Here is a 21,579-nt window from a genome sequence, read left to right on the forward strand (position 1 = left end):
TTAGAACGCGCTAACTTCCATTATTCTGAATTCTGGTAATTAGAACGCTGTAACTTCCATTATTCTGAATTCTGGTAATTAGAACGCTGTATCTTCCATTATTCTGAATTGTGGTAGTTAGAACGCGCTAACTTCCATTATTTCGAATTCTGGTAATTAGAATGCTGTAACTTCCATTATTCCGAATTGTGGTAGTTAGAATGCTGTAACTACCATTATTTCGAATTGTGGTAATTAGAATGCTGTATCTTCCATTATTCTGAATTCTGGTAATTAGAACGCGCTAACTTCCATTATTCTGAATTCTGGTAATTAGAACGCTGTAACTTCCATTATTCTGAATTCTGGTAATTAGAACGCTGTAACTTCCATTATTCTGAATTCTGGTAATTAGAACGCGCTAACTTCCATTATTCTGAATTCTAGTAATTAGGTGAGCACTCACTTAGAGACATTTCTCAGAATACTGTCCCTAACAACCTCTCTTACGGACATTTCTCAGAATTCTGTCCCTAACAACCCCTCTTACGGACATTTCTCAGAATTCTGTCCCTAACAACATAAACTACTCATCAAAAAGAAAGACAGGCTGGGACATAAAGTAATGTCTCAGCCTGTTTTAGTATATTGGCAGTAGATGACTGAATTGAAAATGCGCTTGTATCAAGCTTTTTTCAACTCTAGTCATCCTTGCCGGGGCGGGACTACGAAATCTTTTTATACAAATTAGATTTCTGTCCCGCTCCCTCTCTTTATCTATTCTAGAATTGTTCTGATAAGATTTTTTGTTCTAAGAAGTTTAGCATATAGTCTGGGCTTCCTGTCTTAGCATCTGTTCCTGACATTTTGAAGCCTCCGAATGGATGATAACCTACTACTGCTGATGTACAACCTCTGTTCAAGTATAAGTTACCTACGTCATAATCTTCACATGCTTGTCTCCAATGTTCACGATTATTTGTAATGACTGCTCCTGTTAATCCGTAATCTGTATCATTAGCAATTTCTAATAATTCTTCAAAGTTATCGCCTTTAGTGAAGCCAACAACTGGTCCGAAGATTTCTTCTTGCATAATTTGATCACTTGATTTAAGTCCAGAAATAATTGTTGGATGTACGAAATAACCTTTACTGTCGTCAGTCTTACCGCCAACTTCTAACTTACCTTCTTTACTACCAATTTCGATATAATTTTTAATTTTATCGAATTGTTTTTTATTAATGACAGGTCCCATGTATACATCAGAACCGCCTTCTGTATGATTAATTGAAAGTTCTTTTGTTAATGCAATTGATTTTTCTAGAACTTCATCATAAACATCTTTGTGCACGATTGCTCTAGAACATGCAGAACATTTTTGACCAGAAAAGCCAAATGCAGAATCTACAATTGCTTTAGCTGCTAAATCAGTATCTGTATTTTCATCTACAATAATTGCATCTTTACCGCCCATTTCAGCGATAACACGTTTTAAGAAGTTTTGACCTTCTTGAACTTTAGCTGCTCTTTCAAAAATACGTGTACCTGTTGCTCTTGAACCCGTAAATGTTACAAAGTGCGTATCTTTATGATCAACTAAGTAATCACCGATTTCTTTCGGATCACCTGGCACAAAGTTTACAACGCCTTTTGGAAGACCTGCTTCTTCTAAAATTTCCATTAATTTATATGCAATTAATGGCGTATCTTCTGCTGGTTTAAGTAATACTGTATTACCTGCAATAATAGGTGCAACTGTTGTACCTGTCATAATTGCAAATGGGAAGTTCCAAGGTGGAATTGTAACACCAGGACCCATTGGTTTATAAATATATTGGTTATGCTCCCCTTCTCTATCAAAGACTGGCTTACCATTAGCCAGCTCCATCATAGAACGCGCATAATATTCAATAAAATCAATACCTTCATTTGTATCTCCATCTGCTTCATTCCATGGTTTACCTGCTTCATAAACCATTAATGCAGAAAGTTCATGTTTTCTTCTGCGAATGATTGCAGAAACTCTAATTAATAATTCGGCTCTTTCTTTATGAGACCATTTTCTCCAAGTCTTATAGGCTTCTTTAGCCGCTTCCATCGCTTGGTCAACTTGTTCTTTAGAAGCTTTTGAAATTGTACCTAGTACTTGTTGGTGGTTTGCTGGATCTACAGATTCAAATTTATCATCTGTATAAATCTTCTCACCATTAATTACTAGAGGAATTTCTTTCCCAAATTCAGATTTAACTTTTATTAATGCATCTTTAAACGCTTGTTGATTCTCTTGATTTGTAAAATCTGTTGCTGGTTCATTGTGAAATTCTACTACCATCCTTCATACCTCCTAAAAATATAAACCTAATAAGAGATAAATACCTCTTATAAAACATTTTACTATTGTATTTTAAAAATTATCAAGTAAAGGGCTTTCATAAAGAAATGATTATTACTCAAAAAGCTTATAATTCCTGTAATATCAGTACTTCAGAGTGACATACATACAAAAAATATGAGACATCACTAGATGCCTCATCTTTACTCAAATAGAGAAATTATACACTTTATTTAATCGCTTGGTGAATGTGTTGAATATCTTGTGGCGTTGTTTCACAACACCCACCTACTATTTGAATACCTTGCGATATCCACTCTTTAGACTTTTGAGCAAGCAATGCATGATCTCCTTGACCTATCCAAACTTTCTCTACTGGATCAAATGTCTTACCACCATTCGGATAAATAGCAATGACTTGTGGTAATGCCGTCAATCCTTTTTCAATTGCTTTATCAACACTTTCAATCTTTGAACAGTTCACACCAAATACAGGCAGACGCGCTTCATGCTCTTTAATATATTGGCATACTGTCTTAAAATCAGTACCATCAGATAAATTGCCTTCATCATTAACGGTACATGATATCCAGAATGTCATGTCATCTGAATATTGAGGAATGATATGTTCAACGATTGCTTTTATTTCATTAAAATTAGGCACCGTTTCAAATACAAAATCATATATACCTCTATCAATTAGTGCTTGGATACGTGCTTGATGAAAGTCGATATAATCTTCTGTGGATACTTCATATGCTCCAGTATATTCTGAACCATCACTTAAATATGCGCCATATGGACCTAAACTACCTACTATAACTTGTTCGTCCGTTACAGATGATTTTATTTGTTCGACAGCTACATCAAATAAATGTTCTATTTCTGACGTTTGCATACCAATCGATTCAAATGTAGCAAAGCTTGCTTGATAAGTACTTGTTAATACAATATCAGCACCTGCATCTGTAAATGCTTGATGCGCTTGTTTCACTTTATTAGGTTCATGAATGATTACTTCACTAGACCATAATGACGAATTCAAATCACAGCCATAACCTTCTAATGTTGTGGCTAATCCACCATCTAATACTAAAGTGCGTTCTTGTTTAATTTTATTCAGAAGTCTCAATGATCTGACCATCCTTTTTATGATATTTTACAAAATAAAATACAATCGCAATAATCGCAAACGGAATACCGAAATATAATGCTGGTGATTGGTTTGGATCAAAAATCATACCAACACATGACACTAAACAAAGGATAAAGCCAATGATTGGTACACTTTGATGAATTTTCAAATGTTTATTTGCACGTTTCGCATTGAAATAAGATAAACAAATACTCATCCATACAATTACAACAGCTAAACCGGCTATAGAAACAAGTACGATATATAAAGTATCTGCAGTATAAATACTTGAGAATAATGCCAGTAAACCTCCACACATACTAAAAATAGTCGCGCGTATCGGCATATGATGTTTGTTTAGTTTCTTAAAATATTTAGGGAACATGCCTTCATTTGAAAGACTCCAAACCATCCGACTAGCTGCATACAACCCTGAATTGGCTGCTGATAATAATGCGGTTATAATAACTAAATTCATGATATCTCCAGCATACGGGATACCCATATTTTGAAAGATGACAACAAATGGACTTTCTAATGATTTCCCTTGATAGCTCGGAATGAGAATAGAAATAATAACCATCGTACCAATGAAGAAAATGATCAATCGCCATAATGTTGCATTAATCGCTTTCGGAATGACTTTTTTAGGATTTTTCGTTTCACCTGCTGCAATACCTATCAGTTCCGTACCACTAAATGCATAGTTAACTGCTAACATCGTTAAGAATACGGCACCTAAACCATTCGGGAATGTTGGATTCGTATATCGTGATTTAATTGTATCTAGACCGTTATAACCACTGTAGTGAATAAGCCCGAATAACGTGAGAGCGCCTAAACAAATAAACAGTATAATCGCTAACACTTTCACTAAAGAAAAGTAAAATTCAACTTCAGCGTAGAATTTCGTAGATACAATATTAAAAGCTAAGACAAGTATAATCGCAATACTTGAAAATATGTATACAGGTACATCGGGTAGCCACTTCTGCATTAAAATACCCACTGCCGTAAATTCCGAACCAAGTGCTACAGTCCATGTTAACCAATAAAACCAAGCAACTATAAACCCTATTGAAGGATGTATATATTTTGAAGCATAAACATGAAATCCACCTGTCACCGGATGTTCAATCGCTAATTGTCCGAGACATAGCATAACGAGATACACGAGAATAGCACCAACGACATAAGATAACATCGTACCTAACGGACCCGCTTGTTGCAACGTATAACCAGAACTTAAAAATAACCCCGTCCCAATTACACCACCAAAACTTAATAACATAATATGACGTTGTTTCATATCACGTCTATATGACTGATTTGACACGATATACCTTCTCTCTAAAATTAAAAATATCTTCAATTTTATATCTTTCGAATAATTCAGTCAACTCATAATTTTCTGTAAATATAAAAAAACCTCTGTATAGCATGGTTTTTATCCCTTGTTATACAGAGGTTTTAGTTAGGAATCTTCGTGCGATACACCCTGATTTCGCACCTTTGCGCACGATATCTCGAAGTCTTCGTGCGATACACCTTGATTTTGTACCTTTGCGCACGATATCTCAGAGTCTTCGTGCGATACACCCTGCTTTCGCACCTTTGCGCACGATATCTCGGAGTCTTCGTGCGTTCTCACCGCTTCATTATATACTTCCTAATGCATTTCTTAATTTTTCTTGTATTGTCTCTTTGTCATCTTCTACAGGATTAAATTCAAATTTTTCATCATTTATAAAAACGGTTGGTACGCCTTTAATCCCTCTTTCAAATGTTTCTTGCATAATGGCTAAGGATCGGTCGTCTGCATTTTTTTGTGGTGACAAGCCTAATTCATGTTCCATTTTTCTTTCTATCGTTTCAAAATTCAATGTCCATTCGTCTTGTGTTTCATATAGGTATCGTATTATTTTAAAAGTTTCTTCGGGGTCATCGTAATCCAGATAAATATTCGCAACAGTTCCTTTAAGCAATCTTTGTTTCGTCTTATCAAAATGCTTAACGATATATTGTACTTTATTCTCATTAATATAAGGTTCTAAAACTTCGTCAGCTGCTGCAAAATAATTTAAACAATATGGGCATGCAAAATTAATAAATGCCTCAATTGTTATGTTTGCGTCTTTGCTTCCTACTGTTAAATGTTGGATTTCTGTCATAACGTTTACCTCCTATATGTTGTTATACTTATTTAACCATTTCACAGTCGATAAAGCGAATGATTATATTCAGAATTGTTTATCAATTCTATTTTAATATAAAAAAACACTCCATAACAAAGTTATGAAGTGTTTAACTAATTGGTTAAATATTAGTTTTTGATAACGTTAACTGCTTGAGGTCCACGTTGTCCTTCTTCGATATCGAAAGTAACTGAAGCACCTTCGTCTAATGATTTGTAACCTTCAGTTTGGATAGATGAGAAATGTACGAATACGTCGTTACCATTTTCTCCTTCGATAAATCCGTATCCTTTTTCTGCGTTAAACCATTTTACTGTACCTTTATTCATAATAAAAGTCCTCCTATTGTGCTTTTGCACGTATATTTGCAATAATCAATCTTCAAACTTAAATGGACTTTATTAACTATGAATAAAACTACCAATTAATTTAATCTCGAAATATCACTTGCTACTCACTATACGCTATAAATGATTGAAAGTAAAGCTTTATGTTAAATTAAACTTTTATTTTACTTTTATCATGCGCTATAACCTATAAATAATACTTGTCTATCACTTTTAACGATTCATCTAATTCATATATTAGTGGTGCACCTGTTTTGATTTCTAAGTTTGAAATTTCATCATCTGGAATATCTTCTAAATACTTAATCAGTGCTCTTAAAGAATTACCATGTGCAGAAACTAAAGTTGTTTGATGGTTTAATAAACTTGTTGAAATATGATCTATCCAATATGGGATGACTCTATCCAATGTATCTTTAAGACTTTCTGTAACAGGCATGATTCTTCTATCTAACATTTCATATCTTCTATCATTCAAGTATTCTTCTCGTAACTTTTCATCCGCTTCTGGCGGTCTTGTATCATAAGAACGTCTCCAAATATGCACTTGTTCTTCACCATATTCTTCTCGTGCTTGATCTTTATTTTTACCTTGAAGTCCACCATAATGACGTTCATTTAAACGCCATGTTTTGTAAACTGGTATCCAAAGTTGGTGAGAATGTTTCAATAATAAATATGTGGTTTCAATTGCTCTTGTTAAAAGTGATGTATATACAACATCTATTTCAATATTTTGTTTTAATAATTTTTCACCTGAGATTCTCGCTTCATTATACCCTTGCTCTGATAACTCTACATCTGCCCAACCTGTAAATAAATTTTTCGCATTCCATTCACTTTGCCCATGTCGACATAAAATTAATTTTGGCATATGATTCGCTCCAATCTTTTAATTGTTAAGTCTATTGAACCACTAATTGCAAACTTTTAAAAATAAAAAGACCGTCCGATAGCATTTCAAAATATACTAATCAGTTCTATAATAAATAAATATCATCATAAAAAGTTCAAAGGATTGAGTTGTCATGATTTATAAATTCATAAAAATCATACTCCAAATATGTATGATCTATTTTATTACCATTCTGGGTAGTTGGATTCAAGACACATTAAACATACCTATTGCAGGTAGTATTATCGGACTTGTGATACTTTTCTTATTATTACAATTTAAAATTATAAAAGAAGAATGGATAAAAGATGGTGCAAATTTATTATTAAGTACGATGATTTTCTTCTTCATCCCTTCAATCGTCGGTGCTATGAATTTGGTTGACCAAATAAACGCACAGTTTATCTTTTTAATTGTATTAGTCATCGCAAGCACATGCATTGTTGCACTCTCTTCAGGATACATAGCTGAGAAAATGTTAAAAAAGAATCATATAGAAGAAAGTGGTGATCAATCATGATGATTAAAGCACTTTTAATGATTCTTTTAACAATTGTCATGTACATATTTGCATTATTTATACAGAAAAAATTCAAGATTGCCATCTTACACCCTGCACTCGTTTCATCCATTGCGATTATATGTGTACTTGTGTTATTTGGATATAATTACAACGACTATATGGTCGGCGGACAATGGATTTATGACTTTTTAAATTGCACAGTTGTATGTTTAGCATATCCACTATATTTATATAGAAAAATGATTGTTCAACATTTCAAAGTCATTATCACAAGTGTATTAGTTGGGATAACGATTAATATTATTTTAATGTTTACGATTTTAAATATATTCGGTTATTCAAAAGAAATGATCGCATCACTGTTGCCTAGATCTATAACAGCAGCAGTCGGTGTACAAGTATCACAACAAATAGGCGGAATAGATAGCTTGGCCGTGTTGTTCATTATAGGTACAGGATTAATAGGAAGTATGTTGGGATCATATCTTATCAAAATAGCCAAATTCCAAACATCCATTGCCAAAGGACTCACTTATGGCAATGCATCACATGCCATTGGAACAGCCAAAATATTAGAAACCGATATCGAATCAGCAGCCTTCAGTTCAATCGGCATGATTCTAACAGCCCTAATCAGCTCAGTCGTGATACCATTGTTTGTTATATTAGTATATTGAGAATTTAGAGATGAAGAGTATAAAAAGATAGAGGCTGGAGTGAGTTGGTAGGTCTGTATGAGGTCTGTATGTTGCTTGTTTTGTATGTCTTGCAACATACGGGCGAGCTATGTTGCTTGTTTTGTATGTCTTGCAACATACAGGAGCTCTATGTTGCTTGTTTGGGCAGTCTTGCAACATACGGTGGCGCTATGTTGCTTGTTTGGGCAGTCTTGCAATATACGGGCGAGCTATGTTGCTTGTTTGGGCAGTCTTGCAATATACGGAGCTTCTATGTTGCTTGTTTGGGGAGTCTTGCAACATACGGGAGCTCTATGTTGCTTGTTTAGGGAGTCTTGATAAATACAGAGCCTCTATTTATCTTGTTTCGCCTGTCTTGATAAATACAGAGCCTCTATTTATCTTGTTTCGCCAGTCTTGATAAATACAAGGCATCTATTTATCTTGTTTCACCAGTCTTGATAAATACAAGGCATCTATTTATCTTGTTTCACCAGTCTTGATAAATACAAGGCGCCTATTTATCTTGTTTCGCCAGTCTTGATAAATACAAGGCATCTATTTATCTTGTTTCACCTGTCTTGATAAATACGAGGCCGCTATTTATCTTGTTTCACCAGTCTTGATAAATACAGAGCCTCTATTTATCTTGTTTCACCTGTCTTGATAAATACAGTGCTCCTATTTATCTTGTTTCACTAGTCTTGATAAATACAAGGCGGCTATTTATCTTGTTTGGCCTGTCTTGATAAATACAGAGCTTCTATTTATCTTGTTTCGCCAGTCTTGATAAATACGAGGCGCCTATTTATCTTGTTTCACCAATCTTGATAATTACAAGGTCCTGAACATTGCTAGTCGCACCCCACTTGCAATGTTCAGACTTCCAACATTGCTAGTCACACCCCACTTGCAATATTCACACCTCCAACATTGCTAGTCACGCTCCACTTGCAATATTCTCACCTCCAACATTGCTAGTCACGTTCCACTTGCAATATTCAGCTTCCCAACATTGCTAGTCACGCCCCACTTGCAATGTTCACACCTCCAACAACACTCATCTCTATCTAAAAAGTAAGAAACCGTCTGAATATTTCAGACGGTTTCCTCTATTATTCTAAATTCGCGTGTTTATTTTGCATATATGTTTCACTTACGTTTAATTGTTCCATTAAATCCATTACGATACTATCTAAATATAATTGAGTGCTTTGTTCGAACAGACTTCCTAGTGGTTGGTCTGATCCTTTTTCATCATATTTAGTACCTGCTGGTAAAACGATCACGTCATCTGCTATTTCAGCGATTGGTGATTGTTCTTTTGTAGAAATTAATATGACATTCGCTCCGATATCTTTTGCTGTTTGTGCGAGTAATTTCAAGTGAGCTGTTGATCCTGAACCGGAGACAATCAATAATTTATCTCCTTCTTGAATAGAAGGTGTACTTGTCTCACCTACTACATAACTTTTCTTACCTAATTGGTTCAATCTCATAGCAAAACTGTTCGCAACAAATGCAGAGCGTCCTTTAGCTGCTACAAACACTGGATCTTCTGACAACAAGCTATTTACGAATTGCTCAGTATCCTTCAAGTCTACTTGATTTAATGTTTGCGTAATTTCATCCAATATTAATTGATAACGGCTCATATTATTTACCTTCAATAATTTCTCTACATAATTTTGCGGCTGCTTTTGGATCGTCTGCGTTAGCAATTCCTCCACCAACAATAATTAAATCTGGATTTTCATCAGCAACAGATTGAATTGTTTCTGGTGTAATACCACCTGCTACTGCTACTTTTGAATTTTTGATAACTGATTTAACTGTACGTAAGCTTTCTAATGGTGATACACCTTCAGCTTGTAAGTCATAACCAGTATGCACAGCGATATAGTCTGCACCTAATGCGTCTAATTCTTTCGCACGTTTTTCTAAATCTTGAACTGCGATCATATCTACTAATAATTCTTTACCATGTTTATGTGCTTCTTCAACTGCACCTTTAATAGAAGCATCTTCTGCTACACCTAAAATTGTTACAATATCTGCACCAAATTTAACAGCTTGGCTTACTTCATAACTAGCAGCATCCATAATTTTTAAGTCAGCTAATACTTGAACATCTTTAACAGATTGACTTAATTTTTCTACTGCACCTAATCCTTCATTAATAACGATAGGTGTACCGATTTCTACTATATCTACATATTCCTCAACTTGTTGTGCTAATTGAGCTGCTTCTTCTTTATTTAATAAATCAATTGCTAATTGTAATTTCATATTAATCATATCTCCTTTATCTATATTACTTTACACTAATAATTGTGATACAATGTATAAAATTATGCAATACTGACAAATATGTCACTTAGTGAAGAAATGGGGTTGTATCATGGTATTAATTAACTATAAAGAAACGGAATATTATAATTCTAAAGACTTAGCATTATCTGTTATTGGAGGACGTTGGAAAATACCAATCATCTGGCATTTATTACAAGCGTCACCTCTTAGACTCAACGAATTAGAAAAGAAACTACCAGATATTAATCAGCGTATGCTTATTAGACAGTTGAGAGAACTTGAAGACGATCATATCGTAAACCGTACTGTATATCCGGTCGTACCACCTAAAGTTGAATATAGTTTGACACAAATAGGCAAAGATTTAGAACCTGTTGTTAATGGCATTTGTGACTGGGGAGACGAATTTTTAGACTTTTTAAATACAAAAGATAAAGCCTAATCACATATTGCTTTTAATCGCTTCATAGTTTGCTACAATAAAATAAAAAAGGGGTATTTTATGACAACTCAAAAACTTTCACAAGAAGAACAAGCTGAACTGCTTACAACTTTACAAAAGCGATTCGAAAAATTTCCAGAACGTCATAAAAATATAGAATGGTCAGATGTAGAACAGCGACTAAATAAACATCCAGAAAAATTATGGTCCCTTAATCAAATGGAACAAACTGAAGGAGAGCCTGATGTAATAGGATTAGAAGACGATGCTTATATATTCGTAGACTGTTCGAAAGAAAGTCCTAAAGGCCGTAGAAGTGTTTGCTACGATAGAGCAGCATTAGAATCTAGAAAGAAACATAAACCAGAAACAAGCGTAATGGACATGGTTCATGAAATGAAGGTTACATTACTTAATGAAGAACAATATAGACATTTACAAACACTCGGTGAATTTGATAAGAAAACATCTAGTTGGATTGAAACACCTGCAAAAATTAGAGACCTTGGCGGTGCATTATTCTGTGATTTACGTTATGACACAGTATTCACGTACCATAATGGCGCTGATTCTTATTATGGCGCAAGAGGTTTCCGAAGCATGTTAAAAATATAAAATAAAGCTTCCTCAATTTGTCTCAAGAAGACAAGTTCAGGAAGCTTTTTCTGTACAATCATTACCTAACCACTTACACCGTATATTCAACCGGTTATGACATAACTACTGACAAATAATGTGATACAACATACTATATAACCAAAGGAGGTTATGCTATGACAGAGCCATTCAACGTTCAACTAAACATCGACACTTCACAAACGACGACGGATATTTCAATCAGAACCTTTGAACAAGAACTTGGTCATAACCTATTAACGTATATTCAACAATTTGAAACATCCAACCATAAAATAGGTATTAAGACATCACAAGGAACGTCACTTATTTTAAAAGAAGATATCATTTTTGCAGAAGTTTTTGATAAACAACTGAACATTATAACACTCAGTGAAACACTCACAACTCGAATGTCACTCACTGCCTTACAGCAAACTTTGCCTAAGCAAAAGTTCGTACAAATTAGTAAATCGTCCATCGTCAACATAGAACATATCACCAAAGTATCACCGTCATTCTCAGGGAATTTATATGCAACTTTATCCAATAATAAAAAAGTAACCATTTCAAGAAGGTATGTTAAAAATTTAACTGAAATATTAGGTATATAAGGAGGAGAAAATTATGAACAAAATCTTTAAATCTATTCTACAAGGTATCGGTATAGGAAGCAGCATTATGCTCATATTTATCGCAATATTTGAAGTAACAATTGACTTCCAAGCAGTATTCAGCGTTTATATATTCGGTGCAATTTGTGGATTTCTACCAATAGTTTATGAAATCGATCAAATACCACTCTTATTCAAACTCATCATTCATTTAGGCGGTAGTATCATTATGTTCTTTATCGTTTCAACAATTAATAACTGGATACCATTACAACCAGCACCACTCATTGGCGGACTCACAACCTTCGCATTGATATTCCTCGTTATCTGGTTTATATTTATGTATCTTAATATTCAACAAAGCAAAAAAATAAATACAAAACTTAAAAAAATGTAAACAAAGACCCTTAAGGTTCTCACCTTAAGGGCCTTATTTTCCGTTTTTACATGTTTTACTGAAATATCTGAAATTCACACGATATAAATTCCTTATCACACAAAGCGTGTAATCAATACTAAAATATATTATCTATTCATATCTTCTAAACTCATAATCGATTTCCCCATTGATTATGAAAACTTCTCTTATTTAGTGCTTAAAATCTTATAAAGTATAATTTTAGCGCCATGAAAAATTTATAAACCTAAAACTCCCCAAAACATTCTTTGAATCATTTAAATCCCTCTAAAATTCTTTATAACCTATAATAACCCTTTCAAAAAGAGAAAACGTACAATATCACATTAAAATTAAGCTTAACTACAATTATAATCAATTAATAAACTGTGCTATGAACAAATATGTGTAATGCTTTAAACAAAATGTATAATCTATGTGCCAATCGCATCTTCAAAGTGACGATTCAAATATAAACAAATTTCATTTATCGTATCAATCGTCTCACCAAACAAAGCAGAACTTCGTTTGAGAACCTTAAAGTGCTTTTGGTCTTCCTCCAGCCTCACGCATGCAAATATAAAAATTGAATTGAAAAATTCAGTCTGATCAGTAAGAGACTCTCCATATCTCTCGTCCAAATCATCCAAAATATCATCCAAACTTATATCTTTCGGAATCGCCAGTTCCTCCACTCTATGCATACCAATCTTACCTTCAGTAATAAAACCTTGAATGTCGTAAAATTCAAATTTAATGATATTGCACATCTTAACCTCCTTTCCTTGGGGTTGTTATAGGTTATACTCTTATTATATTCAGGACTCATTTAATGTCAACAATTTTCTATTCTTTTTTTATACAAATTCTTTAAAATACAATGAAACGCCGTTAAATCAACGTTTTATAAGCCATAAATTTTAAAAATGTCTCAAAATAAGTAGTTCAAAATCGTAAAATTTTCAAAAAAAATTTATTAGACATAATTTAAGTAATAGTAATATTTAAGACACTTTAAACTTCAAAAAATGTAATATAAAAATTAAATTTTTCTCAAAAAAAGTGAAAGAAAAACAAAAAAATCTGCAAAAAATCGACAAAAAAAGACACGACGTAAAAAGTCGTGTCTGGAAGTTAGAATAAATTTAAAATGGTACCATCTTTAATTGAGACAATATAAACTTATTCAGATCATAATAATAATCCTCATATTTTTGATTTAATTCATACCCATCCCAATTTTCATAAAGTGATTCTTCAACAATAAGTTTCATGCCACCATTTGAATACTCTTCTATAATTGTTTTTATTTTACCTTTATTATCATCATCTATAAGTGATTCTAACTCGTTTGATAATTCCGGATCAGTAAATGCTAGATTTAATAATAAATTTTCTTCCATTGGCGTTAAATATGTACTTCGAGTTTCTTTACCTTTCTTATCAAGCTTTACTCTTGAAGCATTTTTGAATCCAATTGATGCTGCTAAAATAAATAAATGCTTAGTTTCAAATTTCTTTTCTTGTTTTAATTTAGCAAAAGTTTCGTACACGCTTGAATACTTTTCATCAGCATAAAACAGTAATTGATTATCTCTTAAAATCCCCATCTAGTATCCTCCTCTTGTAGCCATTCTTTCATCAATTGAAACATATTCAATTTCAGAATGATGTACATCAATTTGATTAATTCTGTACCAACTTCCTAGTCTATTTGTACGCTTAAATACTCTCTCTTCACTTGGTGTTAATTCTGTATCTGTGACTAATAATATCCATTGTCCTGTTAAATCTGGAATCTTCTCAATTAAATTATCTCTGTTCATACCACTAAGTCTGTTAAATGGCGAATCCATGAATAATGGATAATCTATTTTTTCACCAGAATTTTCTCTTGCTGCATTCTTAGCTAAGGCAGTAATAAATGATAATGCTAAAATTTGTCTCTGGCCTTGTGATATATCTTGAGTAATCTTATATTCATTTCTATTAATAGCACCAATTTCAAAGTTTTTATCTATTGTAACTTTATCAATAATATTTATATCTTTAGGATCTATTAAAGTTTTAAAGATTTCCGTAGTATAAGTACCAATTAAGGAACGTACATCATTACTAAAAGTATCAGATATCTTTTTCAGTTCTTCTTCGAGTTTATACATTAATTTTAATTTTTGTTTTTCAATTGTATATTTACTTTCTTTATCAATAAGTTCTTGGTACTGATCTTTTATTTCCTTCAATTCCATTTCTAAGTTATTAAGTTTATCTTTATTTTTTTCTAATTGGACTGTCATATCAATTTTCTTATTATTATCTTGATCTATCATTGTTTGAATAGTTGATAAATCTACAGTATTTCTTGCTTGTTCAGCAATATCTTTTTCTAAATCTTTAATTTGAATATTTGCTTTATCAATTTTTTCAATTGTTTCTTTATATTTCTTGATTAGACTCTCCAATTCTTTTGTATCATCTTCGAATTGTGGCTCTTTATCTTCGATTAAGCTTAATAATCTTCTAGCAACTTCATACGTTTCTGAATTATTCTGTTCTTGTATTAATATTTCAATATGATCTCGAGCAGTATGATTATCACTTAAGTTATTTGCACAAATTATACATTCATTATCTGTAATGGATTTTTCAAGTATTTCTCTAGGAATACTAATTTTTCTATCTCCTAAAAAATTCTCTAAAAATAACTTGTTAGTTTTAAAAATATCTCCTGCTAGTAAATAAGGCATACTAGAAAATGACAAATTAAACAACTGTGATTTCAAACTTTCAAGCTGTTGATTTAGAGTTAATACAACCGATTTTTTATCTTCAATTCTATCTCTTTTTTCTATAATATTTTTATTTTTATCTAGTGTTATATTATGATTTGCAATTGACTCATCAATTGAAGATATTTCTTCACTAATTTTATTATTAGTTTGGTTTAGTTCTTCGATTTCTAAATCTATATCATTAATTTTTTTAGACAAAACTGTCACATTACCATCAGAAGAAGAACTGGTTAATTTATAGTTTAATATCTTACTTTCATCTTTTAATACCTTTTTAGCAAAGTTTATTTTGTCTATTTGTAAGAGATTAAATATAGCATTTTTTACTTCTGACCTTACCTTGTTATCAGATTTAGCTAATGTATCAATTTTTTCTGCATCAAAGAGAAAGAAGTCTTTAATTTTTTCATTCATAATTTTATTGATTTTCAAACTTATCTCTTGTCTATCTTTTAAATAATCAGGCATAACATTTCCTGTTTCTGGATCTATTTGCGTTAATGATACTGATTTTTCTCGTTCTGTTATAATTGATGGTGATTGTTTAAATGCACTAATTTTTCTGCTTATTTCGTATACAATATTTTCATGTTCAAACCTTAAATTAACTGTTGCTTCACCAGTCCCTGAGCTATTCTCATTTAAATATTTAAAGTTAGTTAAATGGATCTTATCATTACCAGTATCTTGTGAAATTTTAATAGACCCAAATAGTACAAACATAATTGCTCTATATATACCAGTCTTACCTTTACCATTTTCCCCAAATAAAATTGTTGTATTACGAGTACCTTCATAAGCGAAATCAACAGTTTGTTTACCATAATATTGTCTAAAATTATTAAGTTCTAATCTAATTAACTTCATCTTTATGTTCCCCTTTAACATATTTATTTATATTGTTTTCAAACCTATTAATTGCTGATTTTTCTTCTGAAACTGTATCAGAATTTGCTAAATCCTCTAAGAATGGTCTTAATAAATCTTCATACTCTTTGTCTAATTCTGCTAAATGCTTGCTCAATTCATTATTTAATGTTGCCATTTTCAAACATCTCCTTCATTTCTTTATAGACTTCCCAAGGTTTTTTATACATTAAATGCGACAAATTATAGTCATTCAAAATATTCCCCATATAAAGTTTTGTTTTACTATAATTTAATGCACTGTTACTAAATTCAGTAAATCTAGGTAATTCTTTAGAAGCAATTTTATTAAAGTCATCAAAAGGTAAGCCTAATGGAAGAACAATATAATCATGTAATTTTGCATACCTTTTACCAGCATGCTTTCTTAGAATTCTACCTCTTCTTTGAATAAATTCTTTTGGATTCGAAGTACTAGCTAAAAAGTATGCATTTCTAGTTGCTGGTATATCAACACCCTCATCTAAACATCTAATAGCTACTAATACTTGAATCTGTCCTTCATCAAACATTTTTAGTAATTTTTCTCGTTCTTTATTTTTTATTTCAGCATTAAATTTACTAACTTTTAACCCTAATTCATATAATTTTTTTACTATAATATCTATTTCTCCACGAGCACAATATACAAGTGTATGCTTTAAATTAGGTAAATCCTCTTCTTTAATATCTTGTATAAACTGAGGAATTTTATTTTCTGCTTTATAAATTAAGTTTGCACGTTTAGAATAAAGTCTCTCTAATTTTTCTCGTTCCTCATCGGAATCCTTTTTTAATAAGTTAAATATTTGCATACTAATTTTGTTGTACTCCGACATTTCTTTTTCACTAAAATTAACGATATGAGGATAATATTCATAAGGTGTGAGTTTATCATTTTCAATTGCTTGATCAAGATCATATTGATATACAACATCACCAACTGATTTTTTTATAAAAAATGTACCTTCTTCATCCCACCATCTATCCGGAGTTGCCGACAAACCTAATCTTCCATTAAATTTATCGAAAGGAAAATCTCTATATCCGTTATATGTTAAAGAATGACATTCATCACATATCAATAAAGATGGTCCTATCATGCGGTTGAATATATTTTTAAAACCAACTGATGATGCAGTTTTATAAGTCGTTAAAAAAACTTGTTCATCAACTAAACCTAGATTATATTCTTGTACAATTTTTTTAGCTTTATTAAACCATGTTTGTTTAGAATTCATACATTTTAAAACATCTACATCTAAAATACTTTCAACATCTTTTGACCATTGTTCTATGAGATGTTGAAATGGAACAATAATTATTATGAGAGCGCGTTGTTGGCTCTTTTTAAACCTTTTTGCGGCTAATAAACTTGTTATTGTTTTTCCGGTGCCTGTTGCCATTTCTAAAATTCCAATATTCTGATTATTAATCCAATTATTTATTGCTATTTTCTGATAGTCTCTTTCTTCAACTTTATCAGTTTTTTGTTTCTCACTCTTCGATGTATATAAATTATATTTTTCAATATCTTTTCTATAGGAAATTAACTCTCTATTAATTGAATCAGGCATATCCATAACTTCTAATTCTCTTGTTCTGTTATGCCATAGATTATCAAAGTCACTTTTTGAATTTTCAATTCTATGTATATCTCTGATGTCAGAGTATACATCAATTTTTTCAAAATTTTCACGTAAACCATAATATGTTTCATTAGCAGATCCAGAAAAGGCTATCGAATAACCAGTTTCATCTGTAAATACACCAAATTTTTCATGATAAATAGCATTTCCTTTAGTAAAAGCTATCTTAAATTCTAATTGCTCTTTAAATATTAACCACGAAATAACATTTAATGTATCGTCTTCAATTGTTTTATAACCTAATTTAATTTCTTTTAATAAATTCTCTTCAATTATTTCTTCTTTTGCTATATGGCCTTTTTCAATAGCTTCTATATCATCTTCCGATAATTTAGGATTAGCAACTATTCGTATTTTCCCTCCATTTTCTAAAAATACTTCTAATCCTCTAGCTAATAATTTAAAGCTTTCACTCGTAAAATAACCTGATGCACGATCATATGAAACTGAATTTTTTAAACAAGGATAATAAAAATCTTCATATATATTACTATCACTCGACCTATATTGTAATTTAAAGTCTAAATTATTTAACATATTAAACTTCTCCTCTTTCAAAGGTAAAATAACCAATGTCATCAAAATTTAATCTACCTAAATTTAAAATAACGTAATATAATCTATCAGCTTTTATATTAACTAGTAATTTGCTTTTTAAATAATTTAAAAACACATTACTTTCATAAGCATCTCTATAATTATTTTCAAGCTCGTAATAGATAACATCTTCATATGTTTTAAATTCTTTCGACACAATAGGCAACTCGTATTTTGAACCTTGATATGCTTCGATTAGTGAATAACCATTAATTTCAAGAAGGTATGCAATTAAATTAGGTGTTAATCGATTTAATTCTTCATAGTTTATATCAATTTGTTCTAAATCGTTTTTATTAAGATATATCTTATCTTGGAGAAGTTTATCTGCTTTTTTCTTAACCTCTTGTAAAATATCTTCATCAAATACAGTATCTTTCAGATTTAAAAATAGATCATTATCGTATGGTGCTATTTTATTGTCTTCTATTAGATTATCTCTAGTCTGATAATATTTTTGCCTTGAATATCCTTTGTAAACGATACACTCTTCTAATTCTTTATTTGAGAATAAATTTGGTAATTCATTCGTAATTACATCTTCGATTTTTCTAATTTTACTATCTTTATCATATAAAAATTGTTTTTGACCTCTGATATTGTCTAATTTAGACTTTATAAACTGTGAAAAACCATATAAATTATCTATATGATATTTCTCAAGTAAAGGTTTATATTTATCATCTAATGACATATCCATAAATAGATCTACTGTATAGATATATTCTTTGTTAAATTCATTTTTAATTAAATCGATGACTTCTTCAAAAAATGGTTCATCTTCAATTCCTTTGATTGATACGACATCATTAAATCCATTAATAAGAATATCATTCATCCTCGCAATTAATTGCTCTAATTTTGTATTACTCCATTTCAAATCATTTAATAAAGTTTTTACATTCGCTGGGCTATTTCTTTCTATATATTTCATTAAAATTTCTTCGGAAGATAGTGACTTTGCGTCTTTTTCATAAATATATAATGTATTTTGATAACCAATTTTATATTCATCTTCATAAAAGTTCTTAATAATAGAATAAAGATGTGTATATGAATTAACCTTATTATCAATCATTAATGTATGATTATTATTAAAAATATCTCTTGGATCAACGTATGGATAATTAGTTAATCCTTCATCGATAATCTCTTTAAGTTGACTAATAAACTGCTTATCTACTTCACTAAAATCATCATACTTATAAGTGTTTCTATCCACTAAAATTACATTTTCTGCACTTGCTACCCTACTAAATAAACTCCTTTGATTAGAAGTTATCTCCATTCCTAACATGGACTTTATTAAATTTTTTACTTTAATAAATCCATCTTCGTTATTAGTAATAATTTCATTTCTGTTATTATCAAAAACATATTCAATCGCTCTAACAATACTTATACTATTCTGCACAAATTTATCTTCTGCAAAGATATAGTTAAATTCATTAAATATAAATTTAAGTATTTCGAACTCAGTTTTATCAATAAATGGAATTTCATTTATTTTAATAACGAGTGTGTCATCATTCAGTTTTGAACTCACATAATCTTTTATTCTACTGTAATGCGTCTTTAATAAAATAATATCTAGTTCATCTATAATAATAAATTTTTCACTTTTCTCTAATATTAGCTTTATTAAATAATTAGATTCTTTTATATTTAAAACATTTTCCAATTCATCTATATGTACTTGATTATTCTTTGTGAATAATAATAATAATAAAGTTTCAATTGTATTGTGTATTCCGTTAGAGATGATATTCTTTCGTACTTTTTCTTGAATTTGTCTAACTCTTTCTCTAGTTACTCCAATGTTAATTCCTATTTCACCTAACGTTTCCCCACGCGCTCTACCACTTATAACTTTTTTCTGATTATCATTTAAAGATTGGTCAATAAAAGTTTTTATTTCTGAAACTTTAAAGACTTTTTCTATATAATCTATAATTATTTCTATCAATGTATAATCCTCTAACTGATTACCAAGTTCATATATATACCTTTTATCATCACGAAAAAGATTAGAAATTTTAGTTATTTTTACAAATTCATTAATTCTATAGTGACTTATCAACTTATAATTCATATGATTTTTTAAATTTGTCAAGCTTTCATTCATTTTTTTATAGTAATTATCCAAATTAACATTATTAACATTATTATCTTTACTATTATTACTTAAACGTTCAATCAAATTTAATCCATATTTATATGGTTCATCTTTTTGTAAGTTTTCTTCACTAAAGTAAATATTTATAAAATCAGCATAATTAATATTATTTTCTTCTAAAGTATATCTAAGCTCATTATTGAAAATATCACGATAGTCTTGTCCGCCTGGTTTTATCATGTTATTTAGTTCAAAGTATTCATATAGCTTTTTTATATAAGTCTTACTTACTTTCTCTCTTTTCTTATAATCTTCTATGAGCATCTTAAATGATCTATAATTTTTGTTTTTTTGATATTTACAAAAATTTTTAAAGTGATCGAACTCATCTCCAAAAATTAATTTATCCATATCATATCCAAATCCATTTACATAGGTTAAAACCTTTTTCTTGGATTTTATATTTGAACTATACACTAACTCAAATCCACTACTTAAAAGCTCTCTTTTAAAATATTCTCTTTTTTCTTTGGGAATATATTTATAAAAGCCTTCTAACGGCATATAGTTAAAAAAAAGATCTGAATTAATATTATGGTCCGAAATAAGATTAGATAATGAGAACATATTCAACGATAGCGATTCAAACCTTTTCTTATCGTCTTCAACATATATATATGGATATAAATTATATTCAATTTTATGAAATAAATTAGTATTCCATTCCCCTTTAAAACTGATTCCCCTAATATAAAGCTCTTTCAAAAACAAATTAAAATCACGTTGATCATCTATGTATAATTTTCTTAAGTTAACGATCAAATCATCACAATAATATTTTTTCATAAGTTGGCTGTGCGTTTCTACTTTCTTTAAATCTGTATAATGAGGTATATCGACAATCTGAGACATTTAATCCTCCTTAGATCTATATAAATAAATTAAAATAATCTTTATCTACATTTTATACAATTATACTACATTTACAAGAAAATGTTTTGAAATATTACGTTAATAATTTCATATTAAATATATTTCTTTATTTTATTAGACT

The 21,579-nt window shown here is 30.6% G+C and carries 20 protein-coding genes; 6 read left to right on the top strand and 14 right to left on the bottom strand.

The features are described 5' to 3' along the window. Positions 1 to 761: 761 nt before the first annotated feature. The 6 genes from pruA to LQ679_RS12895 form a co-directional block, all read right to left on the bottom strand. Complete coding sequence (gene pruA / locus LQ679_RS12870) at positions 762 to 2,312, bottom strand: L-glutamate gamma-semialdehyde dehydrogenase (RefSeq protein WP_037589857.1); 1,551 nt, start codon at positions 2,310 to 2,312, stop codon at positions 762 to 764. Between the two features lie 229 nt (positions 2,313 to 2,541). Further along, positions 2,542 to 3,444, bottom strand: a complete 903-nt coding sequence (gene mmuM / locus LQ679_RS12875; protein WP_239763177.1) for a homocysteine S-methyltransferase — start codon at positions 3,442 to 3,444, stop codon at positions 2,542 to 2,544. Continuing rightward, a complete protein-coding gene (locus tag LQ679_RS12880; protein ID WP_275589941.1) occupies positions 3,428 to 4,756 on the bottom strand; it encodes an amino acid permease in 1,329 nt (442 codons plus the stop codon). The genes mmuM and LQ679_RS12880 overlap by 17 nt, the downstream gene beginning before the upstream one ends. A gap of 349 nt (positions 4,757 to 5,105) precedes the next feature. Continuing rightward, on the bottom strand, positions 5,106 to 5,618 hold the full coding sequence (locus LQ679_RS12885; RefSeq protein WP_126476388.1) for a thioredoxin domain-containing protein: 513 nt from the start codon (positions 5,616 to 5,618) through the stop codon (positions 5,106 to 5,108). A 152-nt stretch (positions 5,619 to 5,770) separates the two neighbouring features. Beyond that, positions 5,771 to 5,971 carry a cold-shock protein gene (locus tag LQ679_RS12890; RefSeq protein ID WP_025905033.1) on the bottom strand — a complete coding sequence of 67 codons (201 nt, stop codon included), beginning with the start codon at positions 5,969 to 5,971 and terminating at the stop codon, positions 5,771 to 5,773. A 205-nt stretch (positions 5,972 to 6,176) separates the two neighbouring features. Then, on the bottom strand, positions 6,177 to 6,863 hold the full coding sequence (locus tag LQ679_RS12895) for a 2,3-diphosphoglycerate-dependent phosphoglycerate mutase (protein WP_049320582.1): 687 nt from the start codon (positions 6,861 to 6,863) through the stop codon (positions 6,177 to 6,179). Between the two features lie 154 nt (positions 6,864 to 7,017). Between LQ679_RS12895 and LQ679_RS12900 the strand changes: the two genes are divergently transcribed. Next, on the top strand, positions 7,018 to 7,404 hold the full coding sequence (locus tag LQ679_RS12900) for a CidA/LrgA family protein (protein WP_239748897.1): 387 nt from the start codon (positions 7,018 to 7,020) through the stop codon (positions 7,402 to 7,404). Continuing rightward, positions 7,401 to 8,084, top strand: coding sequence for an LrgB family protein (locus LQ679_RS12905; RefSeq protein WP_058611381.1), 684 nt, complete (start codon positions 7,401 to 7,403; stop codon positions 8,082 to 8,084). Before LQ679_RS12900 ends, LQ679_RS12905 begins: the two co-directional genes overlap by 4 nt. Before the next feature lie 1,115 nt (positions 8,085 to 9,199). On the opposite strand, the gene hxlB is transcribed toward LQ679_RS12905, so the two are convergent. Both hxlB and hxlA read right to left on the bottom strand, forming a co-directional pair. Next, positions 9,200 to 9,739 (bottom strand): 6-phospho-3-hexuloisomerase, encoded by a 540-nt coding sequence (hxlB, locus tag LQ679_RS12910; RefSeq protein WP_239763180.1) that lies wholly within the window; start codon positions 9,737 to 9,739, stop codon positions 9,200 to 9,202. Position 9,740: 1 nt separating this feature from the next. After that, the gene (gene hxlA, locus LQ679_RS12915; RefSeq protein WP_107576628.1) at positions 9,741 to 10,373 is read right to left on the bottom strand and encodes a 3-hexulose-6-phosphate synthase; all 633 of its coding nucleotides are present in this window, start codon (positions 10,371 to 10,373) and stop codon (positions 9,741 to 9,743) included. Between the two features lie 112 nt (positions 10,374 to 10,485). Here hxlA and LQ679_RS12920 point away from each other — a divergent pair, with 112 nt between their 5' ends. The 4 genes from LQ679_RS12920 (at position 10,486) to LQ679_RS12935 (ending at position 12,465) form a co-directional block, all read left to right on the top strand. Next, positions 10,486 to 10,839: a winged helix-turn-helix transcriptional regulator gene (locus LQ679_RS12920; protein ID WP_037589866.1), complete on the top strand. Its 354-nt coding sequence runs from the start codon at positions 10,486 to 10,488 to the stop codon at positions 10,837 to 10,839. Between the two features lie 60 nt (positions 10,840 to 10,899). Beyond that, complete coding sequence (locus tag LQ679_RS12925) at positions 10,900 to 11,454, top strand: DUF4256 domain-containing protein (protein ID WP_196307954.1); 555 nt, start codon at positions 10,900 to 10,902, stop codon at positions 11,452 to 11,454. Positions 11,455 to 11,612: 158 nt separating this feature from the next. After that, the gene (locus LQ679_RS12930) at positions 11,613 to 12,068 is read left to right on the top strand and encodes a LytTR family DNA-binding domain-containing protein (protein ID WP_051575455.1); all 456 of its coding nucleotides are present in this window, start codon (positions 11,613 to 11,615) and stop codon (positions 12,066 to 12,068) included. A gap of 13 nt (positions 12,069 to 12,081) precedes the next feature. Next, the gene (locus LQ679_RS12935; RefSeq protein WP_239763185.1) at positions 12,082 to 12,465 is read left to right on the top strand and encodes a DUF3021 domain-containing protein; all 384 of its coding nucleotides are present in this window, start codon (positions 12,082 to 12,084) and stop codon (positions 12,463 to 12,465) included. A gap of 434 nt (positions 12,466 to 12,899) precedes the next feature. Here the strand turns inward: LQ679_RS12935 and LQ679_RS12940 are convergent, their stop codons facing one another. From LQ679_RS12940 to LQ679_RS12965, 6 genes are all read right to left on the bottom strand, one after another. Continuing rightward, positions 12,900 to 13,235, bottom strand: coding sequence for a hypothetical protein (locus LQ679_RS12940; protein WP_037589869.1), 336 nt, complete (start codon positions 13,233 to 13,235; stop codon positions 12,900 to 12,902). A gap of 375 nt (positions 13,236 to 13,610) precedes the next feature. Beyond that, positions 13,611 to 14,075, bottom strand: coding sequence for a hypothetical protein (locus tag LQ679_RS12945; RefSeq protein WP_204258734.1), 465 nt, complete (start codon positions 14,073 to 14,075; stop codon positions 13,611 to 13,613). After that, positions 14,076 to 16,124: an AAA family ATPase gene (locus LQ679_RS12950; RefSeq protein WP_239763187.1), complete on the bottom strand. Its 2,049-nt coding sequence runs from the start codon at positions 16,122 to 16,124 to the stop codon at positions 14,076 to 14,078. Further along, the gene (locus tag LQ679_RS12955; protein WP_107566179.1) at positions 16,111 to 16,302 is read right to left on the bottom strand and encodes a hypothetical protein; all 192 of its coding nucleotides are present in this window, start codon (positions 16,300 to 16,302) and stop codon (positions 16,111 to 16,113) included. The genes LQ679_RS12950 and LQ679_RS12955 overlap by 14 nt, the downstream gene beginning before the upstream one ends. Then, a complete protein-coding gene (locus tag LQ679_RS12960; RefSeq protein WP_239763189.1) occupies positions 16,286 to 18,349 on the bottom strand; it encodes a DEAD/DEAH box helicase family protein in 2,064 nt (687 codons plus the stop codon). Before LQ679_RS12960 ends, LQ679_RS12955 begins: the two co-directional genes overlap by 17 nt. 1 nt (position 18,350) lies before the next feature. Continuing rightward, a complete protein-coding gene (locus LQ679_RS12965; RefSeq protein ID WP_239763191.1) occupies positions 18,351 to 21,437 on the bottom strand; it encodes a sigma factor-like helix-turn-helix DNA-binding protein in 3,087 nt (1,028 codons plus the stop codon). Positions 21,438 to 21,579: the final 142 nt, after the last annotated feature.

It is taken from the genome of Mammaliicoccus sp. I-M35, assembly GCF_022386455.1.
Taxonomy (GTDB): domain Bacteria; phylum Bacillota; class Bacilli; order Staphylococcales; family Staphylococcaceae; genus Mammaliicoccus; species Mammaliicoccus sciuri_A.